Origin of the sequence: Belliella kenyensis (assembly GCF_022549675.1) — a bacterium.
GTDB lineage: Bacteria > Bacteroidota > Bacteroidia > Cytophagales > Cyclobacteriaceae > Belliella > Belliella kenyensis.
The window spans coordinates 105,241-122,656 of the sequence record NZ_JAKZGR010000005.1 but is presented as its reverse complement, the minus strand read 5'-3'; the positions used below and the strand labels follow the sequence as shown (position 1 = coordinate 122,656).

The following is a 17,416-nucleotide window of genomic DNA, read 5'->3' as shown; positions in this document are numbered from 1 at the left end:
AATACACTAAACCAACAATTAATATGAAAAAGTACATGAAAACAAATTTAGGGTTTAAAGCTTCTGCATTAGCATTAGCATTCGGTTTTGGTCTTGCTTCTTGTAGCGATGATGATGACATGCCACCAGTAGTGGAACCAGAGCAGAATATCGTGGAAGTTGCTTCTAGCAATGCTCAGTTCTCCACTTTAGTTACTGCTGTAGATCAAGCAGGATTGGTAGGTACATTGTCAGGAGAAGGTCCATTCACAGTATTTGCTCCAAACAATGATGCTTTTACAGCCTTCTTGAGTGCCAATGGTATGTCTGCTGAGGAATTACTAAGCAGCCCAGAACTTGGAACTATTTTAACTTATCACGTAGTAAGTGGGTCAGTGATGGCTTCTGATGTAACGCCAGGGAGTGTGTCGACAGTCGCTGAGCTACCATTTTTCGTAAGTGAGGACGTTGATGGAGCTTTCTGGATCAACGGTAGTGCAAAAATCACAGCAACTGATATTGCTGCTTCAAACGGTGTGATTCATCAATTAGACAATGTGATCACTCCTCCAACCCAAAGCATCGCTGAAATAGCTGTGTCCATGACAGAAGCTGATACTCCGGAATTTACCCATCTTGTAGCTGCTTTGGTAAGGGCTAACCTAGTGGAAGCTGTAAGTGGTGACTTTGATGATAACTTGACAGTATTTGCACCAACCGACGCTGCTTTTGAAGCTTTATTCGATGCTTTAGGCGTAAATGGTGTTGATGAAATTGATGTAGCTTTATTAACTGACGTGTTATTGTATCACGTTGTTGATGCAAGAGCATTCTCACAAGATTTAAGACAAGATGCTACTTTACCTACTCTTTTGACAGGTGAAGAACTTACAGTGGATTTAGCTAATTTACAGATTAATAATGCTGGTTTAGTGCCTAGTTTATTAAATGTGCATGCAACTAATGGTGTGATTCATGTCATTGATGCTGTATTGCTTCCACCGATGGAAGATTAATATTCTCTAAGTTTTTAGATACCAAAAAGAGACTATCATTTGATAGTCTTTTTTTGTATCCAAATTTTTACATTATCTCATACCTTTCCAGCTTTTGATTATAATACCACCACCTGCGAGTGCGATGATTGAGGCAACAGAAGCTGGCAATGCCTCTCCATATAGCCATAGACCTACAGCGAAAAGTACCGCATAAACCATGATAGAGCCTACTACCATCAAGCCGATTTCCCTCGGTAATCTCCCTTGCTCTTCTTTTTCATGTGGATATCTTTTCAAGACAGATTTCCAACCTATAGATGCTGGTTTGATTTTTCGATAAAAGTTTAATAATACCTCATCATCTTCTGGCTTGGTAATGAATGTCACCAATATCCATCCAAAGGATGTGATACCTACGCCGTAAAGAATTTTAAGATACTCCTGACCTTCTGCTATGTGGATAAGTCCAAGTTCTGGATTTATTTTTTCAAAAAATAATGCTACGAAGAAAGATATGATCATCCCTGCAATTTCCGTATAGGCATTTATTCTCCACCAAAACCATCTTAGAATAAAGATAGCTCCAGTACCTGCTCCGATTTGAAGTAAGATGTTAAAAGCTTCTAAGGCATTGGTGAGTGCCAAAGCTAGAAAAGCTGCCATTACCATCAGCAAGACTGTGGATAACCTTCCTACCATCACCAGCTCCTTTTCAGATGCATCAGGTTTTATGAATCTTTGATAGAAATCATTGACAACATAAGAAGATCCCCAGTTCAAGTGTGTGGATAAGGTTGACATTACAGCTGCAATCAAAGATGCCAAAACTATGCCTATAAGTCCGCTTGGCAAATAGGTAAGCATCGCAGAATAGGCCAAATCATGTCCCAGTTTGTCTTCAGGGATATGTGGAAAAGCTGCTTGAATATCACTTACCTGAGGGAATATGACCAATGATGCCAAAGCAATAATGATCCATGGCCATGGTCTCATTCCGTAATGAGCGATGTTGAAGAATAAAGTTGCTCCAATGGCATTTTTTTCATCCTTAGCAGAGAGCATTCTCTGAGCTATATATCCACCTCCTCCAGGCTCTGCACCTGGGTACCATGTAGCCCACCACTGTATGGCTAGTGGCATGAGCAAAAGTGGAACGTATAAATTCGCATCTTCAAAGCTCGGGAAAAAGTCAAGTTTATCTGCCACATTTGGATGGGCAAGTAGATTGTCTAATGATCCAATTTCTGGAAGCCCTAATACATAAATAGCAGCCCAAACAGCACCAATCATTGCAATGAAAAACTGGAAAAAATCTGTTAATAGAACACCTTTTAATCCGCCAAGAGAACTATATACTACAGTGACGAAAGCAACGATAATTAGGGTTTCGTATGGGCCTAGACCTAACATGATCCCACTTATTTTGATGGCTGCAAGTGCTACTGTAGCCATGATGATCACATTGAAGAACACACCTAGGTACAATGCACGAAAGGCTCTAAGAAATGCTGCCGGCCTACCTCCATAGCGAATTTCATAAAATTCTAGATCTGTGGTGGCTTCAGATCTCCTCCATAGTTTTGCATATACAAACACTGTCAACATTCCTGTAAGTAAAAATGCCCACCAGGCCCAGTTTCCTGAAACTCCGTTTTTTCTCACGATGTCAGTGACTAGATTGGGTGTATCTGCCGAAAATGTAGTAGCAACCATCGAAACCCCCAATAGCCACCAAGGCATATTCCTTCCAGATAAAAAGAAGGCCTTAGAAGAGGTTCCTGCTTTGCGGGCAGTCATTAAGCCAATTATGAGTGATATCACAAAAAAGGCAGCAATTATTGCCCAATCAAAGTAAGAAATGTTCATAGTTATTTAATTTGGGGCTAAACTAGCCCCTTTTTCAATAAAAGCAAAAGAGAAATATATATGTTCGGTATATTATCCTGTAATTCTCCTACTTTTAAGCTTTGAAAGTTAATTTATGGAAAAACTGCCTTATTTTCATCAACTCAATCAATGTTATTGGATCGACTTTTCTGTGTACAGCATAGAGAGGTTTGGAGAGGGGCATATTCACCAGACTTGGTTAGCAAAGTCAGATTCTGATGCTTGGATTATACAGCACTTCAACAAATGTGTATTTCAAGACCCATGTAAAATAGCTCAAAATCATCAATTGCTAATAAATCTACTTGAATTCGATAAATTGAATTTTCAATTACCTCTTCCCATTCCGGACTTGGAAGGAAATACTTTATGTCTTATTAATGGAGAGTATTTTAGAGTTTTACCTTTTGTGACAGGGGAATGTTTTCAGGCTATCAATGATTCTTCCCATGGACTTTTAGCTGCTCGTGCATTTGCTTCTTTGATCGATGTGGCGAGTGGCTTAGATGTTACTTTGTTTCAAGAAGTAATTCCAGGTTTTCATGATCTGACACTTAGATATAGGCAATTTGAAGATGCAGTTGCAAGTACAAAAATTGAGATTGAAGGAGATTTGTGCAAGTTGATCAGATTTTACCAAAGTAAATTTGAATTGGTGACTGAATATCAGCGTTGGATAAAGGTCTTGCCTAAAAGGATTACTCACAATGATACCAAGATTAATAACCTTATTTTCCATACTGATCTTTCAAATATTGCTGCAATCATTGATTTGGACACCATGATGCCTGGATATGTGTTCAATGACTTTGGAGACCTTGTAAGGACTGTCACTTGTACGCTAGATGAAAATTCTACAGCTTTTGAGCAAATCAGTGTCGATGTGGATAACTATAAAGCAGTCTATGAAGGGTTCTTAGCTGGGGGCAGTTTTATGACGGAAGCGGAACGTACTTCATTGCATTTCGGTGGTGAGATGATGACTTATATCATGGGACTTAGGTTCTTGACAGACCACCTTAACGGCAACGTCTATTATCACACCCGCTATGAAAAGCAAAACTTCGATCGTGCGACAAATCAAATGCATCTCTTGATAGCTTTGATCAATTGTGGATTTAGAAAGGACAATTTATCTATCAAATAGTGGAGGTCTTTTCTTTTGCCAATCTGTATTTTCTTGATAAACTCGACCTAGCATGATAAGCTTTTCTTCATCAAATAGATTTGCAAGGAAAGTAATGGAAGTAGGGCTTCCATTTTCTAGAAAGCCGCTTGGAAGACAAAGTGCAGGATGTCCAGTAAGATTGGTAATTTGCAACTGATTTCCCCCGAATGATGGTGTGATGATGACATCATACGACTTGAAAAGTTCATGAATTTCTTCTATCAGGATGCTGCGAAACCTATTCGCTTGTATGTATTCAACTGCTGGAATGAACCTTGCTGATCTAAATATATTAGGCCAGGCATTTCGTCCCTGAGCTACTAGAAGGTCATCCAAGCCGGATCTGGTGAGTTCATCAAAAGCAGCAGCTCCTTCTGCATATAAAGTTATCAACATACTGCTGACATCCACAGATGTCTTCAAATCAAGAGGATGAAGCTGCAGCCCTAGGTTTCTAAGGTCTTCTAGTACCTGCCTATCCATTTTGCTAGCTGCTCGATCACCCTCAAAGAATTTTTCAAAATAACCTATTTTCAAATCTTTTACTGACTTATCCACATTGTAATTGAAGGCTGCTGGGATGGTAGATTTATCCCTTTTATCCACACCATTGATGGCATGCAAGATGATCCCGTTATCCAAGGCGGATCGTGATATGGGGCCGATTTTGTCCATACTCCAGCTCAGCGCCATTGCTCCATGCTTGCTTACCCTACCATAAGTCGGTCTCAATCCAGTCACACCATTTCTCGTGGAAGGAGAGACTATGCTGCCCAGTGTTTCTGTGCCTATTGCAAAGGGCACCAATGCTGCACTTACACCCGAAGCTGATCCAGCAGAAGACCCACTTGCTCCTTGGCTTAAGTTCCAAGGATTTTTGGTGACTCCACCATACCACACATCTCCCATAGCCAACGCTCCCAAAGTAAATTTGACGAGTAAGACTCCTCCTGCTTCCTTAAGTTTATCCACAATTGCTGCTGTCTCATCTATCTCTTGGTCTTTGAAAGGCATGGCTCCCCAAGTGGTTTTGGTCTGTTTTACAGCAAAAAGATCCTTGATACCATAGGGGATACCATGTAGGGGACCTCTATATTGACCCGCATCTAATTCAGCATCCATGGCTTTTGCCTGTTCCATCGCTTCGTTTTCTAACAATGAAATCACTGCCTGAAGGGTGTCTCCAAATGTTTTTATCCGATCGATATAGATTTGTGTTAGCCTTTGAGAACTGATTTTTCTTGCTTTGATCAATGTGGATAACTCACCCACACTCAAAAATGCGATATCATGCTCAAGTTCTGGCAAAATAACTTGGCCTGGTAATCCCCAAGAAGGTGTCACTTGGTTTTGATCGGGAAAGAAGCCTTGTGGTAGGGGGTTAAATGTTAAAGCGGGAGCAACAGCATTATTTATCTGTTGTTTGCGCATTGCCTCATAACTTGACTGATAGTTTTGGAGATTTTGAACCATGCTATCACGTTCTGCTGGAGTGAAAGCAATACCTAAAATGGATTCAGCAGCTTGAATTGCTGAGGGACTGATTCCTCCAGAATGCTTCCCTATCATGAAGCCCAATAGTAAGAGTGTGGGGAATAGGAGAATAATTCTCCATTTACGCTTAATTGTAAAATCCTTCATGTAGTTTTGTATTGGTTGAAAACCTCTATTGCTGAGCATTTGTTATGTTGCTTTGAAAATAATCATTTTAAAGAATGGAAAAAAATACAATTACACCAAGTTTTCCTATGCCCATGCGAGGGCTATTGTTATTGACAGGAATGTACACCTTTGCATGGTCTGCATTCTTTCGGTATTTCGGAGATGATCTGTTGAAGTGGTTAGCTATGGGTTCATTAAGTGCTACTGATCTATCAGCACAATGGTTAGGAAGTTTTGGGATGTTGATTGGTTTTTTTGTGTTTTTGAGTGCTTTTTACCCTATTTCGTGGAACTACCTGATCATAGCTGGTATCTTTGGGAAACTTACACTTGCAATTTGGTTTATATTGATGTTTGTTCCTGATTTGGGCTGGAATAAGCGTACAATTTTTCATGTGTCATTCACAGAATTGCTTTGGCTCATTCCTTTGATTACAATTTATTTGCGTACAATTAAAGTAAAGGATTATCTCAAGACATTGCCTGAATAAATTGAAATCTAAATCGATCAAATGAAAGCTTTTCAATTTCTCTTCTTTTGCACTTTGCTACTGGCATTTGCCTGTAATAAGACCACTCAAGTAGAGCATGAGGACACAGTTGTCAGTAATATATTCTTTGAAAGTAAAGAAGGAATAAGGTACGGAGAGCCGTACCTAAGTAAGTCTTCCAAAGGTGAGATTTACATTTCGTGGATAGCCCAAGAGCCTGGAATCAATAGTTTGTTTTATTCAAAATTCGAAAAGGGTAAATGGACTTCACCAAGACGTATAGCATCTGGAAAAGATTGGTTTGTAAATTGGGCAGATTATCCTCAATTGGCAGTTTTTGGAGATGGGACACTGATGGCAGTTTTCTTGGAAAAAAGTAGTCCTGGTACTTTCTCATATGATATTAAAGTTACGATATCAAAAAATGGAGAGTTGTGGACAGAGCCATTTACATTGCATGATGATGAGACTCTGAGTGAGCATGGCTTTGTTTCTTTGCTGCCGTGGGGTGAAAACATGTTTGTAAGTTGGTTAGATGGCAGGCATACTTCAAGTATTGCTTCTGAAGGTCATCATGACCATGACCATGCAGGAGCTATGACGCTGCGAGCAGCTGTCCTTGACCCTGATGGGGCCAAGCTGGTAGAATGGGAACTAGATGATAAGGTTTGTGATTGTTGCCAAACTACTTCCACACTTGGAGAAAATGGGCCTATAGTTTTTTATAGAAATCGCTCTGATGAAGAAATCAGGGATGTATATTTTACGGCTTACTCAGGTATTGAATGGTCTGAGCCTATGCCAGTATATCAAGATAATTGGAGGATCAGTGGCTGTCCAGTCAATGGTCCTCAATCAACGAGTAATGGAACTGAAGTCGCTGTAACTTGGTACACTGCTGCAAAAGATTCTCCAAATGTGAAAACAGCATTTTTTAATAGTGAATCGAAAACTTTTGAAGAGCCTATCAAAATTGATCTTGGAAATACGATAGGTAGAGTGGCATCTGTGATGATAGATCAAAAAGTGACATTGGTTAGTTGGATGGAAAAGGGGACAATATACCTTCGGGCGGTTCGTAAAGATGGTCAGAAGTCCAAACCTATTCTAGTTGGCGAAGCATCTGAATTGAGATCTAGCGGTTTTCCCCAATTGATTTTCGATGAGAACTATGCTATACTGGCATGGACTGTGGATAATCAAGGGTTGAGTCAAATCAAGACTGTAAAGATACCTTTGGACTCATTTATCTTCTAGCTTTTGTATCTATACGAAGTGCATCATAAATTTCCTTTTCGCCATATTCTCTTACTTCACCTACAGCAAAACCAGCTATAGTAAGCTTCTCCATCGAGTAGCGTACCAGTCTTAATGTGGGGTGACCTATAGCCGCTGTCATTTTTCTCACCTGTCTATTTTTCCCTTCGATCAAGGATAGTTCTATCCAGGCATCTGCTACGTTTTTTCTGTACCGGATAGGTGGGTCTCTTTCTGGAAGTTGTGGTTCCGTTTCCAAAAGTTTGGCAGAAGCAGGCTTGGTATGGTACATTCTCCCATCTACATTGATGTCAACACCGTTTTCTAGTTGCACAAATGCCGAAGCATCAGGTACTCTTTCTACCTGTGCCAGGTAAGTACGTTTGTGAGCAAACCTAGGATTAAGCAGTCGGTGATTCAGAAATTTATCATTGGTGATCACAAGGAGTCCTTCACTATCCTTATCCAATCTCCCCACCGGATATACATCCGTTGGGAAATCACTCAGCGCTTTTAGTGTATTGGCTTCACCACTGAATTGACTTAGGATACCATAGGGTTTGTAAATGATGAAATATCTGGGCTGGGACATGATGAATGAATAATGGAGCTATACACTAGGGTAGAATATTTACCTATAAAATCTTGCTTTGGCTAAATCATTGAAGATTGAGAAGCTAATATAAAATAGCTTTCAACTTCACTTTTTTCACAAGTTTGTTTTGATAGGCTACACCATCATGAGGTACAGGATTTGCATAAGCTTCGTCGGCATCTGATACCTCTATGATGCTGAAAGATTTTTGTTTGGAGTCTGCAAACTTAGCGATTCTATTTTCTGCATGTTTCATGGCAGCCTGAAATAGCTTATCAGCGATTTCGCTCCGTTTTTCTTCCTCAATGTATGAGCCCATGGTGTTGACATAACCAGGTAGCTTGTGCTTGGTCAAAACTTTCACCACCTCATCAAGTTCAGCTTTTTGTTGAAGAATAAGCATGTAGCTGATGCTGTGAGTGAACCCCTTGGAAGAAACTCCATCACCATCTTGATATAAGTTTTCATACAGAAGCTTTGGTTTGAATTTAGACAACTCTCCATTAGCAACCAATGCTTGCATTTCTACTTTCTGCTTGTCTATGCCATTAAAACTTACATTGATGGCATATGGTAATTCTGGAAGCTCAAGCTCTGCGAAACCAGTCATTTCTATAGTTTCCGATACTTTGGTGGATGGGTTGCAAGATGTATTTAAGGCTAAGCCAATCACCACTAGGCTAAATAATGTCAAAAAGGAAATTTTCATAATGTTAGGGTTCCAAAATAGGTGTTTAGAAATAATACATAAATATAGTTCATTATAGACTGACAATCCAATACCAAATCCCGATACTTAAAAAAGATAAAGGAATGCCAACTCCTACGAGCAAAGAGGCTAGTTTGGGTTTCAGGTCATGAGAAATGGCTATAATAGACCCTGTGATCATGGGAGCCATGGCTGTTTCGATGACCGATACTTCAAAGATGAGTCCATCTGCTTTCAGGATAATACCATATAAGATGTATATCACCATAGGTGCCAATACAAGCTTAAAACCAAGTCCAAGCCATAGATAAGTTGACTTTAGAGCTTGAAAATTAACTTTCAGCTGAAGCCCGACTGCAATGAGTGCTACTGGTGTCAGGGTTTGCCCAATCATTTCAAAAGCAAAATCAAGTTGAGCGGGAAGATGTAAACTCAACAAATTCATCATAATCGCTAAAACGAAACTGATGAAAGGTGGGAAGGTCAATATTTGCTTACTGACGTCTCTCTTTCGCTTTTTCTCCTTGGAATAGATAGACGCCACAATGATGGCTATAGAGCTCACGATAATAAATGAGCCAGCTTGATCAATGATCAACGCAGTCTTGAGAGCTTCTTCACCATAAAGTGCATTGACGATAGGAAATCCTACAAAAGAGGTATTGGCAAGACCTGCTGTGATGATAAGACAGCCTGTCAAGCTTCGATCCCACAGGTACACCTTTCCTAAAGTACCAAATAGTGACCACGAAAGCCCAAATGAAATCCAAGCGGTGGATATTGGCATCAGTAAAGTACTGTCGATCACGGTATCAGGAATGAACCTAAATGAAAGCGTAGGGAGGACAATATAAATGAGATAGTTGTTCAGGTACTTTGCTGAAGAGGATGGAAGCATTTTTAGGCTTTGGAGCAAGACTCCAATTGCAAGAAAAATGATGATCAGGAAAAGGTTACCCATAGTGTAGCAAAGTTAACACAATCATAATTTTGTATTTGGGCGTGAATTGATTTTATCTGCTTTTTTTGTAAAAGTTAAATGTGAATAAAATGAATAGACTGATACCCATTGAGATAGAAGGTGAAAAACTGGTTCAATTATCACAGCTCACTATCGATCAAGCAAATGATTTGAGAAGCTGGCTTCCTTCAAACAGTTTGAAAAAGGTGAATTTGCACGGTGTAGACCTACAAGACTGTATAGATTTTGAAACTTATGATTATTGGTTCAAAAGCAATCATGTACTTAGCAAGTCTTATCAGACCATTTTGGATTTTTAAATCATCCCAAAGGTTTTTCTTTTTTCTAGGAAGTAATTTTCCAAATCTCGATAGAGTTGGCTTTCTGCAAGAGGGATTCCTGACAAGGTTAGTTGAATATTTCCTTGGGCCGTCTTTGGATCTACGTCCATCGTTTCTATTAAAAATATTAATTCTTGTAGACTGAGTTCATGAGGTGATTTTTCGGGATTTAGAGTGATATCATTGCCATAAAAATCCACCGCCTCAAAATAGTAAAGCCCGTCCAAAGCATTGGCATAAATGCTGATCTCTTCACCCCATTGACTTTCTGGATAGCTGAGCTTACAGATCAGTGTATTTGGTCCTGTCCCATTAAAATAGCTAGCTGGTTTGAAATCGAAATTGATCATGCTGTGAAATTAGGCAATAGATTCTATGTTCATAACAGTTTCAATTAGATTTTTTACGATCTACATCAGTTTGTTGGATTTTAGGAAGTGGTTGTTTTAGTTTTTGCTTGGATTTAGAAGGTTTTGCTTTGCCTTGGGCAAGACTTCCCTTATCCAAGATCTGTGGATTTTGATATAAAGAGGGGATAAGTCAAGAGAATAAAAATAGCATCCCGAGCTGGGATAGTCTGATTCATGAGGATTTAGGCCTCGAAATTACCTCTATTTAAACTGGCTTCCTATTTTATCTAAAGCCCTATCAAAATTTGCGGTATTACCAATTTTTGGTAAATTTGAGGAAAAGCTTCCAAATAATGAAAAATACATCAATATCTCTAGGAAATTATTTCGACCAATTTGTCCAAGCACAAGTTTCCGCTGGACGCTATAAAAATGTTAGCGAAGTAATCCGTGCTGGGCTTCGCCTTTTGGAAAACGAAGAAAATAAAGTTATAGCCCTTAGAAGTGCAATTCAAGAAGGAATAGATAGCGGAATTGCCCACGATTTTGATCCAGAGAAACACCTTCAAGAATTAAAAGCTAATCGTAAAAAGAATGGCTAAATATGAATTGACTAATAAAGCTGTCGAAGATTTAAAGCGGATTTGGGAATACACGATTGATAATTGGTCTGAAGAACAGGCTGATAAATATTATAATTTACTGATGGATAGTTTCCAAAACATTGCGAATAATCCCGAATTAGGAAAAAACTATGACGGAATAACAAATGACCTTTTTGGACTAAAAATGAGCAGGCATATTGTTTTTTATCGTAAACGAATTAACCAGCCAATTGAAATCACGAGAATTTTACACGAACGAATGGACTTGAAAAACAGACTTAGTGAATAAAAGCTGGTCACTTTCATAATCCTAGTTAGTTGTATAAAGAAATATCAAATGAAGCAGGAATCTTAGATGCTGATAAAAGAAGTCTTAAAGCCACAACTTAAAGTAAAGAATCCAATCATTATGTTGATGGAAATGAAATAAACCTACCACTCAGCCCTCTAAAATTACCCCAAAAGTAATGTTTTAGCAGTTTTTTGAAGAATCTTTCCTAAGTTTGCAACATTACAGCAAATCTTCAGTATAGAAGAATTGATAATTTCGTGAACCAATTTAGAAAAATACTGCCCTTATTCAGCCATTTCTGTATGGCGCTTTTGCTAAGTGTATTAGCAAACGGGATATTCTTTTTTCACGCTCACGAATTAGAGAATGGGCGGATCATCACGCATGCTCACCCTCTTTTGACTGAGGAGCAACAAGAGCTGCCTGATCATGGTCACACTGAAGAGGAATTGATTTTTTTGGACCTGATAGCTCATGCTGATTATTTAATATTTGATTTAAATTACGAGTTACCACTTATTTCCATCGAAATCGCTACTCAAGACGCATTCCTTTCTGCAGGAGTGGCTGATTTTGAGTTTCATTTTGGCTTCGACCACAGAGGTCCACCTATCGCTTGATTTTTCTGAATTACATTTTAGCTTCACCAGCTTCTTGGTAGAAGCAGTTCTACCTTATTTTCTATTTCTAAAAAATCATACAACGTTTCATGCGACTGATATTACTCGTTGCTGCATGTCTCCTATCTTGGACTTCATGGGCATCTCAAAATATGGCTATTGACGGCAAAGTCATAGACAAAAACACCAAGCAACCTATTCCTGGAGTATCTGTTTACATCCCTGAACTTAGCAAAGGGGTAGTGACTGATATTGACGGATCATTTTCATTGAGTACGATTCCCGATCGGACTTTTACAGTTCAGTTTTCTTTTGTGGGCTATGGCACCAAAACTCAAATGCTAAGGCCTTCTGATAGAAGTAACTTGGTCATAGAACTCGAAGAGGCTGTTTCAAATATCGATGAAGTAGTGGTGTCGGGTGCATATATCATGAGCAAAGAAAGCTCACCGATAGCGATCGAAAAGGTAAGCAGAGATGCTATCCTTAAGATGCCTGCACCAAGCTTGATGACTACACTGACCCGTACTCCTGGTGTCAGTGAAATCTCCCTTGGTCCAGGTATTTCCAAACCAGTAATCAGAGGACTTTCATTTAGCAGGGTACTTTCTGTATACCAAGGCGGAAGGTTCGAAAATCAGCAGTGGGGTGCTGATCATGGATTGGGTCTTTCAGAGACTGGAATCAGCAATATCGAATTGATCAAAGGGCCTGCATCTATCATTTATGGATCAGGAGCCATGGCTGGTGTGGTGAACTTGATAGAAGAGGCAGATGCACTTGCTGGCAATGTCGAAGGAGATGTGAACCTGAGGGGTTATAGCAATTCATTGGGCTATAGAACAGAGGCAGGTGTAAAAGGTGCTAGTGAAAATGGTTTTGTATGGTCCATGAGAGCGGCAACAGAGTCTCATGCTGACTACCTCGACGGAGATGGCACGACCATAGGCAATACCAGATTCAATACCCAAAATATAAAAACAGGAATAGGTCTCAAGAAAAATTGGGGAGATACAAGACTGAGATATACCTATCTCAAGCAACGCTTAGGAATCGTGGATGAAGATGATCTAGATGGACTGGCCACAACTCGCAATGATCGTGCGATGCAATTGCCTTTTCAAGATGTGACGGATCATTTCCTAAACTCAGAAACGAATGTCTTTGTCGGTGAGGATAGGCTGAAAGCAACATTTGGGCTTCATATGAACAACAGAAAAGAAATCGAAGATGATATGGATGATATAGATCTTGGCCTTCGCCAGACCAATTTCATGTACGATATCAAGTATTTCAAAGAACTGACAGAAGGGCTTGAAGCAATTGTGGGTGTTCAGGGATTTTATTTACAAAACAAAAACATGGTCGAAGCAGAGGAAATTCTAATCCCTGATGCGACCAAGGATGATAGGTCTGTATACTTACTATTGAATTACAACAAAGACAAATGGGTGGCTCAAGGTGGTGTGCGATATGATTATAGAAAAGTAGTCGCTGATGCAAGTGCTCCAAATCTTATTGATTATGGTTTTATCCTTCCTGGAGATCCAGCAGACCGAAGACTTGAGCGGGTTTTTGATGGTGTGACGGCAAGTGCTGGGACTACTTTTAGACCGTCTGACCAGTGGAGGTTTAGGTTGAATGTAGCCCAAGGTTTTAGATCTCCTGATCTAGGTGAGCTATTCTCCAATGGACCACACCCAGGTACCAATAGGTTTGAAAGAGGCAATGCAGACTTTGTGAGAGAGCAAAATATTCAAACGGACTTTGGTATTCGGTATAGCCAGAAGGATTTCTCGATCTCTGGTGAAGTATTTTACAATCACATCGACAATTATATCTTCTTCTCGCCTACAGCTGAGATGATGGGTGATTTGACTGTGTGGGAGTTTGAGCAAGCAGATGCAAGGTTATACGGTGGTGAGGTAGAGCTGGATATTCATCCAAGGTCAGCAAGGTGGATTTCTGGATCTACTTCTTACAGCATGGTGATTGGTCAGCGAAGATCTGATATGAGTTACTTGCCTTATATTCCGGCATTCAGATGGAATCATTCTTTGGATTTTAAGTTGAAGGATATGGGAGCATTGCATAATCCTTATATCAGTTTGACGGGTGCTTTGGTGTTTGATCAAAATAGAGAAGCTCCCTTGGAGGACGCCACACCAGGGTATTATTTGCTTGGCTTGAATGTAGGTAGCCAAGTGTTGATAGCAGGTAAGCCTATGGATGTTTATATCAGTGGGACCAATTTATTGAACAGAACATATCTTGATCACATGTCACTTTTCAGACCATTCGGTGTCAATCAAATGGGAAGAAATGTAGCTTTGAATGTTAGGATTCCTTTTTGAGAAGCAAAACGTTAGATAATAAATTTAAGACCTTTGAGTGCGCCAGCGCATACCCGAAGGTCTTTGTATAACAGGAATTGATTTCAGAAAAAGGTAGCTCTTACTAATGAAAACCTTCGAGGTCCAAAAAAGACCTCAAAGGTTAATGTGCACAGTGACCTTTGGGGTTTCCAAAACCCCGAAGGTCTTTCTGTTTTTGGATTTATTGCCAAAATCTCAACATTGAATTCTGAAAGTTTGACTTTCGCTTTTTATGGTTAGTATATCTTTGGTATTACCTGATCTTGATCCTCACAAAACCCATTTCATCTTCCATATTTTCAAATATCCATAGCATACCATCTTTTGCGAAATGTTTGACTGGCACTTTTTTGTAATTTTCTAAAAGTGTTTCTGAAAGTACCTTAAACTCCTTGTCAAGTAGCATCAGGTGAACTTCTGTGTCTGAATGAATGAATTTGCCGTCTTCTTCTTTGTGCTTTAAGAAATGAGCAAACCTGTAATAAAACTCATTTTCATCATCCCAAACTGGTGCACTGAAATTGATATCTTGTCCCAAGCCTCGATTATGTTTTTGGAACTCTTCCATGCTTTCTACCATTTGAGGTATCTTTACCGTTTTCTTAGCTGGAAGTGCTATAGGTTGGGCAGGATAGTGAATAAAGTCTTCGGTGGCAAAATCAAAAGTATAAATATCGGATCCAACTTTGCTAGAAATGATGAGCATTTCCTCTGATCTGCTGAGATCAATAAAGTCGGCGCGCATGCTTAGAGGTTTACCACCTTCAGAATATACCAACTTGAACGAGGACATATAGTCTAATGCTGGAATTGGGAAGTTTTTAAATTCCTTTGTTTGCACATCAATACTTCCCAAAAGTGTTAATTGATCATTCCAGCTAATCAAGATTGTGAATAGTTGATTTTCGTCTTTTGGATTTACCACCAAGGTTTTCTCTACATATCCTTCGAAGTCTTGATCTCCATTAAGCTCTGACATGCGAAAATCATATTTGCTAATCAGCTTGCTGGACAAGTCGAATATGCCCTTGCTTGTATAACTTCCTAAAAAGAACTTTTCATCTGGAAGCACTTGGAACTGCATGGCAAACCTCCCTACTCCATTAGGACCTTCTTCATCATACTGAACTCTTTGAACAAATTCCAACTCGTCCAAATCGACTATTTCTAACTGAAGGGTCATTGGATTGAGGTAGTATAATAGAGTTTTGTCAGCTGATAAGTCTGAAACCATCAAGTCTCCTGCTAAGGAAAGAATTTCGCCTTTAGAGTCTACCATCACCGTATCCATACTGATCTCTATCTGTGAATAGTCTTTGGTACTTTCTTTTTGGCCACATGAGTAAAGTAAAATGATGCTGAGGAATAAGAGTGAGTTTTTCATATATAAGAATTTAGTTGTAAGATAATAACTAAAACTTTTATAATGAAATAAGATTATAGTTTTTGTGTTCTATGAAAAAATGTACACCTCCCTTACGATGAAACAGCTATTGTCCCAAAATCCTATAAAGTTCTAAATTCATGTAATAGTGAGCACCACTTATTTCTCTTCGTTCTACGATACCAATTTCTGACAAGATGTTGAGGTATTGACGTGCGGTATTTTCAGCATATATTTTCTTGTCTGTAAGGTGCTTCACCTTAGTGTAAGGTTGGGTGAAAATAGCCTCTACCAGCAACTCTGGCCTGCTGATGGATGTTTCCTTTTCGACTATTTCTAGAATACTATCTTTAGCAGCAAGGATATCATTGATCTTCAAATAAGTGTCTGTAGAGGTGACTTCCACTGCTTTCAGCATGAATAGTAACCAATCTTTCCAAGCTCCTCGCTGGGTCACACCTGCCAAAAATGCATAATAATCTTCTTTTCTATCAAGTATGAACTTACTCAAAAATAATATAGGTAGATCCAAGAGTCCTTTCTGTGTCAGGAAGTGGATGTTGAATAGCCTTCCCGTTCGACCATTTCCATCTCTAAAGGGATGTATTGCTTCAAATTGAAAATGGCCCATAGCCATTTTCAAAATTGGATCAATTTTATGGGTATGTTCATCATTCATAAAAGCTACAAGATTTTTCATTTTGGCTTCTATTATTCCTTCTCCTCTAGGAGGAGTATATACAGCTTTTCCTGCATTTGGCCCAGACCCACCTTGACGAATATAGGTTTGGGCAAATGGTTTTCTTATGCCATCACCCATCCCTGTAATAGTTTGATAAACCAATTCAAAATATGGAATATCAAACTCTTGGTGGACTTGGAGGTATTGGTGACCCTGCCATAAAGATTCCCGATAATGGAGTATTTGCTTGGTTGGCCCTTGCTTGATGCTTTCATCGCTGAAGGCCTTATATAGCTCGTCATCTGTAGTGAAAATATTTTCAATCTCAGAAGAAGCTTTCGCTTCCTGTAAACTGATAGAGTTAATTAGCATGCCCTGATTAGGTATAGCTGCACTTCGTCCCTGCAACCTAGCAATAGCAGCCTTCGCTTCTCCCAACTGCTCAAAAATATCCAAATCTCTATAATATTGCTCTTCAATGGGAAGCTCAGGAAGGTTGTTCCAAGGTCTTGTTCTATCTGGGTTAATCAAGTAAGCCATTATCTTACCTTAAATTTTGTTTATTTTAATGTTTGTACACAAATTTGACATTAAATTTCATTATAAACAACTCTTCCTACATTAAAAAATTTAAATTTTAATGTAGGTTATGAAACAAACCTCAAATTTAAGGTCACTTTATAGAGCTGACATTAAAAATCTGAAATTTTAATGTGTAAGTCTGATATTTCAATCAATTTTTATCCTTACAAAACCCATTTCATCATCTAAGTTTTCAAATACCCAAACAGCTCCATTTTTTACAAAATAGGATTCAGGTGTTTTGTTAGAAGTGGGAAGAGGGATTTCAGATACAAGCTTGACATTATCAGAAAGTTGTGAAGTTTCATTCGAAGGTTTGCTACAGGAGAGTAGGAGAATTTTTGCTAAAAGGAGAATAAAATAGGTTTGACTTTTGGAAATGCGGTCTGTATGCTGGCTCATAATGGATCTAGATATTGGAGAATTGAATTTACCAATTCAATTTTATTAAAACTAAATCTTATTATACGCTTTTTTG

At 39.0% G+C, this 17,416-nt stretch carries 18 protein-coding genes; 9 read left to right on the top strand and 9 right to left on the bottom strand.

Going from position 1 to position 17,416, the window contains the following annotated elements:
- Nucleotides 1–23 precede the first annotated feature (23 nt).
- The gene (locus MM214_RS06785; protein WP_241293593.1) at nucleotides 24–995 is read left to right on the top strand and encodes a fasciclin domain-containing protein; all 972 of its coding nucleotides are present in this window, start codon (nucleotides 24–26) and stop codon (nucleotides 993–995) included.
- A gap of 72 nt (nucleotides 996–1,067) precedes the next feature.
- On the opposite strand, the gene MM214_RS06780 is transcribed toward MM214_RS06785, so the two are convergent.
- Nucleotides 1,068–2,843, bottom strand: a complete 1,776-nt coding sequence (locus MM214_RS06780; protein WP_241293590.1) for a sodium:solute symporter family protein — start codon at nucleotides 2,841–2,843, stop codon at nucleotides 1,068–1,070.
- 115 nt (nucleotides 2,844–2,958) lie between these two features.
- On the opposite strand from MM214_RS06780, the gene MM214_RS06775 reads away from it, so the two are divergent.
- Nucleotides 2,959–4,011 carry a phosphotransferase enzyme family protein gene (locus MM214_RS06775; protein WP_241293588.1) on the top strand — a complete coding sequence of 351 codons (1,053 nt, stop codon included), beginning with the start codon at nucleotides 2,959–2,961 and terminating at the stop codon, nucleotides 4,009–4,011.
- Here the strand turns inward: MM214_RS06775 and MM214_RS06770 are convergent.
- Nucleotides 3,997–5,673 (bottom strand): amidase, encoded by a 1,677-nt coding sequence (locus MM214_RS06770; RefSeq protein WP_376856816.1) that lies wholly within the window; start codon nucleotides 5,671–5,673, stop codon nucleotides 3,997–3,999. The two genes, MM214_RS06775 and MM214_RS06770, sit on opposite strands and share 15 nt — an antisense overlap.
- Nucleotides 5,674–5,747: 74 nt before the next feature.
- Between MM214_RS06770 and MM214_RS06765 the strand changes: the two genes are divergently transcribed.
- Complete coding sequence (locus MM214_RS06765; RefSeq protein ID WP_241293584.1) at nucleotides 5,748–6,185, top strand: hypothetical protein; 438 nt, start codon at nucleotides 5,748–5,750, stop codon at nucleotides 6,183–6,185.
- Between the two features lie 21 nt (nucleotides 6,186–6,206).
- Nucleotides 6,207–7,442, top strand: a complete 1,236-nt coding sequence (locus MM214_RS06760; protein ID WP_241293581.1) for an exo-alpha-sialidase — start codon at nucleotides 6,207–6,209, stop codon at nucleotides 7,440–7,442.
- Here the strand turns inward: MM214_RS06760 and MM214_RS06755 are convergent.
- From MM214_RS06755 to MM214_RS06745, 3 genes are all read right to left on the bottom strand, one after another.
- Nucleotides 7,432–8,034, bottom strand: coding sequence for a pseudouridine synthase (locus MM214_RS06755; protein ID WP_241293578.1), 603 nt, complete (start codon nucleotides 8,032–8,034; stop codon nucleotides 7,432–7,434). The genes MM214_RS06760 and MM214_RS06755 overlap by 11 nt on opposite strands.
- A gap of 85 nt (nucleotides 8,035–8,119) precedes the next feature.
- A complete protein-coding gene (locus MM214_RS06750; RefSeq protein WP_241293576.1) occupies nucleotides 8,120–8,746 on the bottom strand; it encodes a hypothetical protein in 627 nt (208 codons plus the stop codon).
- 52 nt (nucleotides 8,747–8,798) lie between these two features.
- Nucleotides 8,799–9,707 carry an AEC family transporter gene (locus MM214_RS06745; protein WP_241293572.1) on the bottom strand — a complete coding sequence of 303 codons (909 nt, stop codon included), beginning with the start codon at nucleotides 9,705–9,707 and terminating at the stop codon, nucleotides 8,799–8,801.
- An 89-nt stretch (nucleotides 9,708–9,796) separates the two neighbouring features.
- Here MM214_RS06745 and MM214_RS06740 point away from each other — a divergent pair, with 89 nt between their 5' ends.
- A complete protein-coding gene (locus tag MM214_RS06740) occupies nucleotides 9,797–10,027 on the top strand; it encodes a hypothetical protein (protein ID WP_241293570.1) in 231 nt (76 codons plus the stop codon).
- On the opposite strand, the gene MM214_RS06735 is transcribed toward MM214_RS06740, so the two are convergent.
- Nucleotides 10,024–10,398, bottom strand: coding sequence for a UDP-glucuronosyltransferase (locus tag MM214_RS06735; RefSeq protein ID WP_241293568.1), 375 nt, complete (start codon nucleotides 10,396–10,398; stop codon nucleotides 10,024–10,026). The two genes, MM214_RS06740 and MM214_RS06735, sit on opposite strands and share 4 nt — an antisense overlap.
- Nucleotides 10,399–10,751: 353 nt before the next feature.
- Between MM214_RS06735 and MM214_RS06730 the strand changes: the two genes are divergently transcribed.
- The 4 genes from MM214_RS06730 (at nucleotide 10,752) to MM214_RS06715 (ending at nucleotide 14,269) form a co-directional block, all read left to right on the top strand.
- A complete protein-coding gene (locus MM214_RS06730; RefSeq protein WP_241293566.1) occupies nucleotides 10,752–11,000 on the top strand; it encodes a type II toxin-antitoxin system ParD family antitoxin in 249 nt (82 codons plus the stop codon).
- Nucleotides 10,993–11,292, top strand: coding sequence for a type II toxin-antitoxin system RelE/ParE family toxin (locus MM214_RS06725; RefSeq protein WP_241293564.1), 300 nt, complete (start codon nucleotides 10,993–10,995; stop codon nucleotides 11,290–11,292). Before MM214_RS06730 ends, MM214_RS06725 begins: the two co-directional genes overlap by 8 nt.
- Nucleotides 11,293–11,597: 305 nt before the next feature.
- Nucleotides 11,598–11,915: a hypothetical protein gene (locus MM214_RS06720; RefSeq protein ID WP_241293562.1), complete on the top strand. Its 318-nt coding sequence runs from the start codon at nucleotides 11,598–11,600 to the stop codon at nucleotides 11,913–11,915.
- A gap of 89 nt (nucleotides 11,916–12,004) precedes the next feature.
- Entirely contained in the window at nucleotides 12,005–14,269 is a 2,265-nt protein-coding gene (locus tag MM214_RS06715) for a TonB-dependent receptor (protein ID WP_241293560.1), read from the top strand.
- A 274-nt stretch (nucleotides 14,270–14,543) separates the two neighbouring features.
- Here MM214_RS06715 and MM214_RS06710 read toward each other — a convergent pair whose 3' ends face one another.
- The 3 genes from MM214_RS06710 to MM214_RS06700 form a co-directional block, all read right to left on the bottom strand.
- Nucleotides 14,544–15,674, bottom strand: a complete 1,131-nt coding sequence (locus MM214_RS06710) for a DUF4221 family protein (protein ID WP_241293557.1) — start codon at nucleotides 15,672–15,674, stop codon at nucleotides 14,544–14,546.
- A gap of 106 nt (nucleotides 15,675–15,780) precedes the next feature.
- Nucleotides 15,781–16,896, bottom strand: coding sequence for a Fic family protein (locus MM214_RS06705; RefSeq protein ID WP_241293554.1), 1,116 nt, complete (start codon nucleotides 16,894–16,896; stop codon nucleotides 15,781–15,783).
- A 189-nt stretch (nucleotides 16,897–17,085) separates the two neighbouring features.
- Nucleotides 17,086–17,340: a hypothetical protein gene (locus MM214_RS06700; protein WP_241293552.1), complete on the bottom strand. Its 255-nt coding sequence runs from the start codon at nucleotides 17,338–17,340 to the stop codon at nucleotides 17,086–17,088.
- Between the last annotated feature and the right edge of the window lie 76 nt (nucleotides 17,341–17,416).